General features: G+C 47.7%; 10 protein-coding genes. 8 read left to right on the forward strand and 2 right to left on the reverse strand.

The window, feature by feature from the left end:
• Nucleotides 1-425 precede the first annotated feature (425 nt).
• Together D328_RS0109795 and D328_RS0109800 are read left to right on the forward strand one after the other, a co-directional pair.
• The gene (locus D328_RS0109795) at nucleotides 426-2,066 is read left to right on the forward strand and encodes a DUF6138 family protein (protein ID WP_018884818.1); all 1,641 of its coding nucleotides are present in this window, start codon (nucleotides 426-428) and stop codon (nucleotides 2,064-2,066) included.
• Between the two features lie 57 nt (nucleotides 2,067-2,123).
• Nucleotides 2,124-2,990 (forward strand): sulfurtransferase, encoded by an 867-nt coding sequence (locus D328_RS0109800; RefSeq protein WP_018884819.1) that lies wholly within the window; start codon nucleotides 2,124-2,126, stop codon nucleotides 2,988-2,990.
• A 267-nt stretch (nucleotides 2,991-3,257) separates the two neighbouring features.
• Here D328_RS0109800 and D328_RS0109805 read toward each other — a convergent pair whose 3' ends face one another.
• Nucleotides 3,258-4,424 (reverse strand): alpha/beta fold hydrolase, encoded by a 1,167-nt coding sequence (locus D328_RS0109805; protein WP_018884820.1) that lies wholly within the window; start codon nucleotides 4,422-4,424, stop codon nucleotides 3,258-3,260.
• Between the two features lie 338 nt (nucleotides 4,425-4,762).
• On the opposite strand from D328_RS0109805, the gene D328_RS0109810 reads away from it, so the two are divergent.
• The 5 genes from D328_RS0109810 (at nucleotide 4,763) to D328_RS0109830 (ending at nucleotide 10,117) form a co-directional block, all read left to right on the forward strand.
• The gene (locus D328_RS0109810; protein WP_018884821.1) at nucleotides 4,763-5,677 is read left to right on the forward strand and encodes a LysR family transcriptional regulator; all 915 of its coding nucleotides are present in this window, start codon (nucleotides 4,763-4,765) and stop codon (nucleotides 5,675-5,677) included.
• A 269-nt stretch (nucleotides 5,678-5,946) separates the two neighbouring features.
• Nucleotides 5,947-6,606: a type A chloramphenicol O-acetyltransferase gene (catA, locus tag D328_RS0109815; protein WP_018884822.1), complete on the forward strand. Its 660-nt coding sequence runs from the start codon at nucleotides 5,947-5,949 to the stop codon at nucleotides 6,604-6,606.
• Nucleotides 6,607-6,966: 360 nt separating this feature from the next.
• A complete protein-coding gene (locus D328_RS0109820) occupies nucleotides 6,967-7,332 on the forward strand; it encodes a hypothetical protein (protein ID WP_018884823.1) in 366 nt (121 codons plus the stop codon).
• On the forward strand, nucleotides 7,332-7,703 hold the full coding sequence (locus D328_RS0109825; protein ID WP_018884824.1) for a DUF488 domain-containing protein: 372 nt from the start codon (nucleotides 7,332-7,334) through the stop codon (nucleotides 7,701-7,703). The genes D328_RS0109820 and D328_RS0109825 overlap by 1 nt, the downstream gene beginning before the upstream one ends.
• A gap of 296 nt (nucleotides 7,704-7,999) precedes the next feature.
• On the forward strand, nucleotides 8,000-10,117 hold the full coding sequence (locus tag D328_RS0109830; RefSeq protein WP_018884825.1) for a methyl-accepting chemotaxis protein: 2,118 nt from the start codon (nucleotides 8,000-8,002) through the stop codon (nucleotides 10,115-10,117).
• Nucleotides 10,118-10,263: 146 nt separating this feature from the next.
• Here D328_RS0109830 and D328_RS0109835 read toward each other — a convergent pair whose 3' ends face one another.
• Nucleotides 10,264-10,764 carry an SRPBCC family protein gene (locus D328_RS0109835; RefSeq protein ID WP_018884826.1) on the reverse strand — a complete coding sequence of 167 codons (501 nt, stop codon included), beginning with the start codon at nucleotides 10,762-10,764 and terminating at the stop codon, nucleotides 10,264-10,266.
• Between the two features lie 437 nt (nucleotides 10,765-11,201).
• On the opposite strand from D328_RS0109835, the gene D328_RS0109840 reads away from it, so the two are divergent.
• Complete coding sequence (locus D328_RS0109840; RefSeq protein ID WP_018884827.1) at nucleotides 11,202-12,374, forward strand: aminotransferase class I/II-fold pyridoxal phosphate-dependent enzyme; 1,173 nt, start codon at nucleotides 11,202-11,204, stop codon at nucleotides 12,372-12,374.
• The last annotated feature ends 151 nt before the right edge of the window (nucleotides 12,375-12,525 follow it).

A 12,525-nucleotide genomic window follows, 5' to 3' on the forward strand; every position in this document is an offset into this window, starting at 1 on the left:
TAATGCTGATGTTTATACTGCTATCGCAATGGATCATCGTACGCAATATATTTACAAGGATGCTTGCTTCTAGCGGGCTTCCTTTTTTGACGTGCACAGGCACATTCACACGCTCGTACCATATTCACACGCCCTTAGCACATTCACAAGCACATTCATTTCCTCCTATGATTTCCTCTTTCCTGGACATATGAACTTCTCTTGATGATCCTGTTGTTTTCCCCCTCGTTTTGCGGCTTAGGTTCCATGTTTCACCAATTGTGACATGCTATAATGAAGCTTACAGTCTATCCTGCATAAAATTTGCAACTCGGCTGGCGATCTACATACTCTATAATCCACTCTATATTTCTAATATCCATATTTCTCATAGTTAGCATGACGCTACACATGACACTACATAAGAACCACAGGGAGAGAGCCATATGAATGATAATGTACAGATATTACTGAACGAGACCTGGGAACACATGAAGCCCGTACTAATGAAAGAACAGGCACGCATCGAAGAGCTGGGGAAGCTCAGTTCACTGCAGGCGGGGATTCACGACTATATCCGTGTCGGTTACCGTAAGGGGAAATTCAATTGGGCCGAAGGAAAAATGTTCTTTGAGATCAGTCGTCCGTTTGATTGGAGTGATTCTGCGTATACATGGGATACCGCAATTGATATCACCGAGCTTACCGATGAGCTCATCACACAACAATGGTTGCCCGCCTTCAAGCAGGAGCTGGTGCGCCTGTTCTACGATAATGTTCACGGACCGAAGTATTTCGATTATCACCTGGAGCTTGTCCTGCATTTTGAACGACCTACGGGAAGTGACTCTTTGCAGTGGAGAGAACGCTGGATTCATGAGCCTAAGCTGAGTGAGCTGCAGGGGGCATTGCATACTTTTATCCGTGACAAAGTACAAAGCGCTCCTCCCGTATATCCGAAAGAAAAGGATCTGTTCCATTTCTCGAGGCAGCTAGTGAATCCGGAGGTATTCCCTGATGACCTTGCCACATTGAAGGAGTTGTGCGAGCACCTGGACCATAAGCTGAAGCCTATTCCCAAGCTCTACGAGGACTGGGTACGCCATTCAGGCCTTGCCTTCCGCTTCTGGGCAGATGATACATTACTACCACAATATTACGATGCTGGTGGACTTTTTAACCGGACATTGACTCTGAAGCCGGATGAGGCACGTCCTGCAATAGAGTCTTCACAGCTGGACAAGCTTGTGTATGGGGCACTTCGTATCGGTATGATGGATTCCGGGGACCGCAGGCAGTATCTGGAGTACGCAGTTCAACTCGGCTCAGAGCAAGCACACAGCTACCTGCAGCAGGGCAGTGGCACCATCGAAAGTCAGCGGCGTACAGCTCATATCCAAGGGCAGGCGAACGATATTTTACATACGATTCAGATCAAGCTGCTGACAGATACGGAGGAGAGCTATGCAGATGCATTGACCTATCTCTGTGACCTGCTGCGCCAAGGTTTTCCTGTGGAATACAGTCTCAAGCTTGGTGGAAGCAAGTCGAAGCTGCTATTGCCGGTGAAGGGTCTGGCGAAGTCGCCGCTGCACCGTTTCTTTGTAGGCGCCCTCCAATACCCTGCACTGCACCCATTGCTCTCAGAATACGCACAGCTTGCGATGAAGGAATTCGCCTGGTATGGAGATGTGGAGTCGGGTGAAAAGTCAGTAATGCCCGGATCGTATGCGGTGCTTGGGCTAGCTCTGCACAGCAAGGAATATTTCCCACTGCTGCAGCACTATATGAAGCTGGTCGATACAGAGCATCAACTCGCCCACAATGCATTCGCAGAAGCCTTCATCTCAACGTATCAGCTAGATGAACAGCTGCTTCCGGTGCTCATCTCGATTCTGCTCGGTAGTGGTGAATCTGCCAGACCCGTTAAGGGACTTGCGGACCACTTCGACTCGCCAGAGCTGGCACAGCTGCTCGCTGACCACCTGAAGGCACTGGAGGATTATCAACGTGATCTGGTGCTCTATCTGATCTTTGGAAGTCAGAGCAAGCAGAATCGATTTCTGAAGCAGGTTAGGCTAAAATAAAACATATCAGTTGCTTGAATCGAACAGAAACCGTCTCTCAAAAAAGGAGTTGTCCCTATGCAAAATACTGTATCCATCAGATGGCTGCTCGCCCGAATGTATGAGCCTGATCTGGTCATCGCAGATTGCCGTTTCTGGCTGAACGACCCAGCTGCCGGGCGTCAAAAATATGAAGAGGCACATATTCCGCGTGCCGTATTCCTTGATCTGGAGCAGGATCTCTCCGCACCTGTCACCACACATGGCGGACGACATCCATTACCGGAGCCGGAGGAGATCGCCCGCGTATTCGGCCGTGTTGGACTCAGCCAGGATGACCGGATCGTAATCTATGATGACAACAATGGCATGAATGCTTCCCGCTTATGGTGGATGCTCACTTATCTTGGTCATACCCAGGTCTACATTCTGGAACAGGACTTCACCGCATGGCAGCAAGCTGGATTTCCGGTTACGGATGAGCAGCCTGTCGTCATTCCCAAGACCTTTGTTGCCCATCCACAGCCAGATATGATTGTAGATGTAGATTATGTTCGTGAGGTGTCGAAGAAGGCAGAGTCGGCCATGGTTGAGACAGCCGGACCTCAGGTGCTCATCGATTCTCGTGACCGCAATCGTTATCTGGGCCTGGAGGAGCCGATTGACAAGAAGGCCGGACATATCCCGGGTGCCTTGAATTATTTCTGGAAGGATGTTCTGAATGATAACGGTAGCCTGAAATCCTCTGAGGAGCTGACACAATACTTTGCCGGACTGGATCAGGATGCAGAGATTATCGTCTACTGTGGCTCTGGCGTCTCCGCTTGTCCGAACGTGCTCGCACTCCGGCAAGCCGGGTATGAGAATGTGAAGCTCTATCCAGGGAGCTGGAGCGACTGGATTAGTTATGAGGAGAATTTAGTAGCGACGGGGGAAGAGGTGTAGGTCGGCTTGGAGTAGAGAAGCCTGTGATGGACGCGGGCTTTTTTTGCGTTGTGGCGGTTGAGAAAGTTCTACAATATATTCAACTCCACCCTTAGTAACAAAGCAACATTCGAAAGCACAAGTGGGGACGTCGGAAGATAAACGATATGAGACGCTATCCGTATCCGGAAGCAGCATAAGATAAAAAGACTCGCCGGGCAAAAGCCGGCGAGCCTGTATACGCAAGCAAGAACTTGAAACGTCTGCCTTGATTCATCTGAAAGCCTTTTATGACCGCACAAAATCTATGACTTCCTGATTGAATTTTTCTTTTTCCTCATAGAAAGGGGCATGTCCGCTGTTTTCAAAACGAACAAGTATGGATGTCGATACAATTTCGTGAGCTTGCTCGGCGGCGGGGAACGGACACACTTGATCGTGAACGCCGTGCAACATTAGTGTCGGAACACGAATGGCTTCAAGATCGGAGCGAAGATCCTCCCTGCCGATTGCTTTTACCGTTTCGATCGTGGCATGAACATTTGCCTTCATCCCCATGTGCCATAACCAGTTTTCGATCCCTTGGGAAGGCAGTGTGTGGAAAAATCCTTTAAACATATTCGTCAGCGTTTGCGGACGATCGGATTGAAGCCCGGCGATCAATCCGTTTACCGCTTCTTCGGGAAGTTTGCTCAAAGTCGAGGCTCCAAAAAGCATCAATTTGGAAACTTTATGTCCTCCATGCCTTCCCATATACCGCGTTACAACGCCGCCGCCCATAGAAAAACCGGCCAGCGTAACATCATTGAGATCAAGCTGATCGATCACTGCCTTAATGTCGTCTGCCATCCGATCGTAAGTGTACCCGTGCAGCGGATGATCGGAACGACCATATCCTCGAAGATCGATTCCGATAAAACGGATACCTTGTTGAGGCAGGATCGATTGCTGATACTCGTAGATCCGGTGATTGACCGGCATACCATGTACAAATACAACAGGTTTGCCTTCCCCGACATCTTCCACGTAAAGCGTGACGTTTTCCTCGACCTTAATATAATGACCATTGGCTGTATGCATCATGATAATTTCCCCCTTGTAGTTAAACGTTCCACTCGATATCGTCACGGTAGACTTCATAAGCGCGGTCGTTAGCCCTGCCGTGGCGATACGCTCGCTGTCCACGACCCGTGCACGACTGATACGGCAGGCTGGCGCAAGCTCGGCCAAACGATCGATCGGCACTTTGCCCATCTCCGAAGCTTCCAAGCGATCAGGTGCTTTACGGCTGGTCGTGGCAATGCCGTCGAGCAGTCCCATTTTTCCGTAAACCCAAGAACCCGTACATACACTTGTCAGCAAACAATGTTCCGGAAGAGAGCGGATATAGCGATACAAGCGACTGTTATGCATTTTCTTGGCGTGTTCCGAATCCTCCGGGAATAAGAAAAGCATCCATATCCGGCTCTTCGGCAAACGAATAATTCGGCACCACTGTCAGGCCGGCCTGTGTTTGTACGGGACGAAGCGAGTCCGCCACCAAAAACACGTCCAATTCCGGATCAAGTCTTTGCTAGCGAAAATACGCCGTAAGGTGCGGCTAATCGATGACTTCTGCATCTTTGAACACATAAATTCCTAATCGAAATCCGCTTTTCTTCATTACGATGGTTCCTCCTTGAAGAAGTGGTTGGCTTGAAAACATCCTCATGTTATCATAGATTTATCCATTTCAAAAACGAAAAAATACGATAGAATTCATTTGGTTTTTCGATACCTAGGAGGAACAAATCATGTTGGAGACTTTGGAAGGACGGTCGCTGCTTACCTTTTTGGCCGTATTGGAAGAAGGGAATTTTAGCCGTGCCGCAGAAAAGCTGGGTTATGTACAATCAACGGTGACTTCGCAGATCCGGTTATTGGAGCAAAGCTGCAATCAAAAACTTTTTCACCGACTGTCCCGCGGCGTAAAGCCCACTGAAGCGGGCGAACAATTTGCGCTTTATGCCCGACAATTTGTACAGCTGGGTCATTCGCTCGAAGAAGCCTTGGAAAATCTGGATCATCCTCGAGGCATGATGCGTTTGGGATCTTTGGAATCTTTTTTGGTAACGCGGATGTCCGATTTTATGCATGCTTTTTTCACAGAATACACCGAAATCAATCTGCTGTTGGAAACGGGATTTCAAGCGGACATCGTTGAACAAGTTCAGTCTCATGCACTCGATTTCGGAATCGTGCCGATGGACCCCCAAAAAGAAGATCTGATTTTCGAACCGCTGATCGAAGAAGAAATGATCGTCGTCGCCTCCAGAAGTCTGGCTCATGTGATCGAAAGCGAAGGCTGGGAAAATATTTCGGGGATTCAGATGGTTGGTTTCGGTTCCCGCTGTGTGTATCATACGGAAGGACTTAAACTGTTAAGCGAAATGGGGTTTCCTTCTGGAAGCCGTTCGACCGGATTTGCAAGTACCGAACTTGTAAGGCAGATCGTCACTTGCGGACTCGGCGTTGCTCTTGTGCCTAAAATCTCGATGGCTCAAGAACTTGCGGAAGGCAATGTCGTTTCACTTCCCCTGCCTCGACAAGTCACCTTCGTTCACGGAATCGTTCGGCACAAAAAACGTATTTTGAATACGCCTTCCAAAGTGTTTTATCAGGAAATTATCGAATATTTTTCCGATAGAACTTCTATAAGACCGATATAATAAAAGGTGCCGCATACCCAACTAGTAAAATCGTTCCCATCCGTATACTGCATTTTTCACATACAGTTTTGTGAACAACGTCGATGACGCGATGAACTAGACATCGGCGAATCCGATTGGAGCGACTGGATTAACTACGAGGAGAACCCGGTGGCTACAGGTGAGAAATAAGAAGCAAAAGGAAGCAAAATGAGAACATAAAGGCTGTGAGGAAATGGTTAAAGCAGTGGATGTACCCTCCTAAACAACATAATTTAGGAGGGTGAAAAATGAATTTCAAGCTAATTGATATCAATTGTTGGCTCAGAAAGCCTTATTTTGAGCATTATTTCAATCATGTCAATTGTACCTACAGCATAACTGCCAATATAGAAATCAGGCTCTTGCGAGAAGAATTAAAGCGCATGGACATGAAGCTGTACCCTGCCTTAATTCATATGCTGACCACGGTGGTTAACCGGCACAATGAATTCCGTACTTGCTTAGATTCCGAAGGACGGTTGGGCGTGTGGGATCAGATGGCTCCTAGCTTCACCATATTTCATGAAAAGCATAAATCTTTCTCAAGCCTGTGGACACCGTTCAGCGAGGATTTTCAGACCTTTTATAGTCGCTATCTTCAAGTTATCACAAAATACAAAAATACAGACCAGCTGTTCCCTGATCCTCATGAACCGCCTAACACGTTCTCAATCTCCAGTATTCCATGGGTTAGCTTTACCGGGTTTAACCTGAATGTCTATTCAGGAGAAGCCTATTTACTCCCTATATTTACTTTAGGTAAATACGTTTGGCAAGATACAAAGCTAATGCTGCCCTTATCTGTGCAATTTCATCATGCCGTGTGTGATGGTTATCATGCAGGCGTGTTATTCAATGAGCTTCAGCAATTAGCAGAGGAATGCAAGAGCTGGCTGGGAGGTAGTTAACTCTACCTCTCAGCGATGCTCGTTTATGCATGCATGATTCTCAAAAAACTGGCCGTCTGGCTATAAAATTCAGGTGGCTCAAAACACAGATTAGGCGTATTTTTGCTCATCCTCGCTAAGAAACAAGACAAACTCCTAAGTTTCATTTGAAACAAGGAGTTTGTCTGCACTCTGAAAGCCCACGATTACCGTGGGCTTTTACTAGTTTTCCCAAAAATCGTTCGAGAGACGTCATTACCCAGTCAATGCTAAATACCTAGTGATGTATAATAGAGTACAGCTATAGTGCATAGTCACTGCATCGTTGCTTAACTGCACTCATAATCCTTACTTTACATTTTTTCCAAAGGAGTGTCTTAGTTGAAGCTTTATCATTATGATCTTGGCATCTATCCACTGGATTGGGAATTTGGCCTACTCTATATCGAAGAGTACAAGGCGAAGCTATCTCACAAGTATGCGCAAAATGAACCCTTCTACCAAGCTGTAGCAGGAGAACTGACAGTCATCCTACAGCAAATTGATGAACTGCTCGAAGTGGCTCTTGCCCATTGGAAGCAGCAATTCACCTACAATTCTGAGCTCCGCTGTCCGCCCATGATCTTTGCCCTTCCCTCAGGGGATCACAGAGGAAGTGTCGTATTTGGCATCGTTCTGAAGCGTGAGGAGGATGGCGACACCGTCGTGTATTCCCCGGTCCAGCTACCACATTTGGAGGGAAATTAATGCAGACGCATCCGTTCCTGCTCAAAAGAATCTATGAGCCCTCATATTCCTCGGATGGTATTCGTATTCTGGTAGATCGACTCTGGCCCAGAGGTATTGCAAAAGAGTCGGCACAGCTGGACTTCTGGATGAAGGAGGTTGCTCCCAGTCCAGAGTTACGACGCTGGTTCGGGCATGACCCTGCCAGATTTGAGGAGTTCCGTGAGTTATACACACTCGAATTAACTACGGATGGCATCCAGCCTCACGTAGCTCGAATTCTGGAGTTTGCTTCCAAGAAGCCAGTCACGCTGATCTACGCCGCCAAGGATGTACAGCATAACCACGCTATTGTGCTACGAGAATTACTGGAGTCGTTAAAATTAAAATAGGAAGTTTCGGCTTCCTTTAATGTGGTTGTCAATGTACCGCCTATGCCGACACAAATACATCTGTATCTACTTCGCTCCTCATTTAATACGCAATGAGTACAAATTGAATGCTTTATTGAGTGCTTGAATGCTTTATTGAAAGCCTATTCTGCTTATTATTTAAATAAAAATAGCACTTTCTAGCAATTATATAGTTTTTATGTAAAATAATTTCATTTTTTTAGTGCTTAATATCACAAATCGCTCCACCTCTACCGAATAATATAGTTATACACAAAAATAGAGGTGGGTTTATTATGAATAATTGGCTCCTGAGACCATTCACAGCAATCATGTCCCGTCTGAAGTATGCGCAAAAGTTTATCCTGCTTAGTCTTCTCTTAATTTGCCCCCTAACACTTCTAATGAGCAATTGGCTGACAGAGCTGCAGAAGGATATTCGATTTGCTGTCAATGAACAAGAAGGCGTTCATTACATTAAGTCATTATTCCCGGTCATCCTGCAGATTCAGCAGCATCGCGGCCTAGCAAATGGCTATCTGAATGGTGATTCACAGGCCAAGGCCAATCTCGACGAGGTAGGTCAGGAGCTAGGCAATCTGCTAGCCTCTATTGATACAGAACAATCTGGTGCTGCCGCCAAGCTTGGTACGGAGGCAGAATGGAGTAATATTAAGAACGAATGGAGCACGCTGCAGTCGAGCGTGATAACGCTGGCCCCGGAGGAGAGCTTCCAGCGGCATTCCGAGCTAGTTCAGAACATACTGGATCTCATCATTCATGCTGCTGATCAATCTGGGCTGACTCTCGACCCGCAGATCGACTCCTATTATGTAATGGACCTGATGGTCAATCACATGCCGGAGCTCATCGAACTCTCTGGACAGGTGCGCGGACAAGGAAATGGTATCTTAGCCCGTAAGCAGCTGACAGAGGATGAGCGAATTAATCTGGTGATTATGAAGAATCAAATTCTGAATACACTCGAAGGTATTCAGAAGGCGCTGACGAAGCTGGGAGAGAACAACGCTACCTCCAGCCAGCGGATCGGAGAGATAGGCACGAGCAACGTTCAATCCATTGAGCAATTTGCAGCCACTCTGGATGATCAGATTCTGAATGCGACGACGCTGTCCATGAAGCCGACTGATTTTTTCGCAGAGGGAACGAAGACGATTGAGACCTCTACGCAGCTATTTAATGTCGTCGTTGATGAGATGGATCATCTCTTAACCGAACGGTATACTTCGCTAAGTGACACCCGGACGGTCATGCTCATTATTGTAGCCGTAGCTGTGCTGCTTGTAGCCTTATTCTATCTTGGCTTCTACAGCAATGTACGCTCCACCATTCGAACCTTGCGGGATGGTGCGGATAAAATGGCACAAGGGGATCTGTCTGAACGGTTCGACCTGCAGACAAAAGACGAGCTACGCTACGTGGGTGAATCGTTCAATAATATGGCAGACGCACTGAACACACTGCTGCTGCGCAATCAGGAAATTTCTGAGCAGGTCGCCGCAGCCTCTGAGCAACTGTCCGCACTAGCCGTAGAGTCAACCTCGGTCACCCAGCAGATTGCTAATTCCGTGGGCTCCATATCCGATGGGGCTGATACGCAGCAGAAGGTGTCGGAGGAGAATGCGCAAGCCATGAATGAGGTAGCTGCTGCCATTAATCGCATTGCGGAGACTACCTCGGATGTATCGGAATCCGCTACGAATATTACGCAAGGTGCAAGATTGGGCGAGGCAAAGCTGCAGGAGACCTTCCGTCAGATGAGTAGCGTCCAGGAAGCAGTCCACCATTCCAGCGGATTGGCTGCACAGCTTAATCAGCATTCCAATGAGATCGAATCTATCGTATCTGTGATTATGGAAATCTCAGCTCAGACTCATCTTCTTGCCCTGAATGCCAATATCGAAGCTGCACGCGCTGGCGAGCATGGACGCGGCTTCATGGTTGTAGCCAATGAAGTTCGCAAGCTGGCAGAGCAAGCTACTCATTCAGCTCAGTCCATTACTCAGCTTGTCGGTAATGTCCGGACTCTGCTGGTACGGGTAACGACCTCTATGGAGGAATCTACAATCGTAACAGAGCAAGGAATTGCCGCCAACAAGGAAGCCGTTGAAGCGATCGGCACCATTCTGCATTCCATTGGGCAGGTAGCCGAACATATTCAAGAGGTATCCGCAGCAGCTGAGGAAGTATCAGCAAGCACCGAGCAGGTCACAGCTGCGATTGGAGAGATGGTCGGCGTTACGAGATCTACAGCGGACGAGACACGCAACGTAGCCGCTGCAACCCAGCAGCAATTATCTTCGATGGAGGAAGTTCAGGCTTCCTCAGAGATGCTGAGTGCAAGTGCGCAACAGCTGCAGGATGAACTGGGCAAATTCATCCTTAAGCAATAAAAAAATAGGCTGTTCTTATGGACATGCACCTTGCGACAAACAGATGAATCATCCTGTTATCGCCCAAGGAAAGCATACTATAAGACAGCCTTTTTTCACATCCTCACACCCCAATTTCGGCCAATCTACTAGCCCCTTCGACTTGGCTATTTCTGACCATCTATGGTCAGCAGGTGGGCCAATCCGTCGAACATCAGCTTCCATCCCTCCTCGGAGGATGTGTGATACTCTTGCTTCGCTTGCTCGATCTCTTCGTCCTGCCAGCCTTCTTCATAAGGAACCACGATCTCCTGTGTGAAGCTCATCTCACAGCCGGATTTCTGGGGCTGGAGCTCGACGATAATTGTGTCCATCGTATCGCTGAACTGGGGCATCTTGAAGGTGAATACGAGGCGCTTGGGTGGATCAAGCTCAAGATATTCACCTGTTGCCATATAATCCTTACCCTCACGATGGTCTGTAATCTGCCACTCACCCCCGATATAAAGTTCATTGCGGGCAATTTTGTTAGTAGCTTCCTGTGTGAAGAGCCATTTCTTGATTTGATCCGGGCTTACCCATGCCTCGTACAGTCTTTCCGCTGACGCTTCGAAGCGTCGAGTCATGTGCAGACGAATGGTTGTGGTTAAAGTTGATGCATGCGCCAATTGTCCTGCTCCTTTCCATAATCAGCCTTGCATTGATTACATTCCAGATTCGCAAATAATGAACTTTCACATATGTACCGGTCCATTCTATTATCTGTTAACCTAAGACCGATCATACAGCTCTATTCAGCTACAGACATGGGAACCCAGGTGGTACTACCTATGTGGTACTGCTACGGATACAGCTGGGATGCAGCTACGCAATTCCACTTTGTTCAGGATCACTTGTGTCATTTGCCCCATTCCATCTATTATAGAGCTTATAATCTCTACTATTAGAGCGTGTAATCTTACTTTACTACCAAGCGTATAATCTCATTTCTAGTGTACCTGATGTATTAAAGCTGTGACCCAGGCGAGCATATACCTACTCGTTTAAGTCCTGCAGTGCAGAGCTTGCTGCTTTACTCTTATGTTGAATTGGAGGATTATGAATTATGAAATTTGCCAAACGTATGGACCCTTTCAGCGAAGGAATATTCAGTCGCTTGCTGGAGCTCAAAAAAGAGCGGCTGGAGCACGGACAATCGGTTATTGACCTGAGTGTGGGGGCACCGAATATCCCCCCGGCACCGCATATTATATCAGCCTTATGTGAAGCGGCAGCAAATGCCGAGAACTATATCTATGCATTAAATGACCAGACGGAGCTGCTGCAGGCGGTTAGTGAATGGTACGAGAGACGCTATCAGGTTGAACTTGACCCTCGTACGCAGATATGCTCCTTATTAGGCTCGCAGGAAGGGCTTGCCCATATCTCCCTGTCCATAGTTGATGAAGGTGATCTGGTCCTCGTCCCTGATCCTTGCTACCCGATCTTTGCTGACGGGCCGTTGCTGGCTGGAGCAGAACTATACTACATGCCGCAAAAAGAAGAGCACGGCTACGTTATCCAGTTACAGGATATTCCTGAGGATATTGCTGACCGCGCTAAGTTCATGCTTGTATCCTATCCGAACAATCCGACGACAGCAATGGCACCAACACAATTCTATACGGATCTCATTGCCTTTGCCAAAAAGCATGACATTATCGTACTCCACGACAATGCCTATAGTGAGCTAGTGTTCGATGGCAAGCACGCGGGGAGCTTCCTCTCCTACCCAGGAGCGATGGATATCGGCATTGAGTTCAATTCCTTGTCAAAGACCTACGGTCTGGCAGGAGCGCGAATCGGCTTCTGTCTCGGCAACGCTAAGATCGTTTCCATGCTGAAGAAGCTGAAATCCAACATGGACTACGGCATGTTCCTGCCGATTCAGAAGGCGGCTATCGCTGCTATTTCGGCTGATCAGTCCGAGGTGGAGCAGGTGCGAGCCATATATCAGGAGCGGCGAGACATTTTATGCGATGGAATGAGCAGTCTGGGCTGGCACATACCTAAGCCTGATGCCACCATGTTCGTCTGGAGCCGAATTCCTGCCCACTATACCTCTTCGGAGCAATTTGCCATGGATCTATTGACGAGAGCTGGTGTAATCGTAACGCCTGGCAGTGCCTTTGGTCCTTCTGGGGAAGGGTATGTTCGCTTGGCACTAGTACAGGATCTTGAGCAGCTAAGACAAGCAGTCCAATCGGTCGCAATGAGCGGAATTCTTGACACGGATTGATGCAAATTGGATGTGCGCCAGTGAGCTAGTTTAATACATTGACCGTATCTGATGCCAGATCTAATGATCTGGAAAGCGTGGTGCGTGGTGTATTAGCGGACATCGACTTTATACTCACTTTAGATTCGGTCAAAATACTAGCCATATGATC

It is taken from the genome of Paenibacillus massiliensis 2301065 = DSM 16942, from assembly GCF_000377505.1.
GTDB classification, from domain to species: Bacteria; Bacillota; Bacilli; order Paenibacillales; family Paenibacillaceae; genus Paenibacillus; species Paenibacillus massiliensis.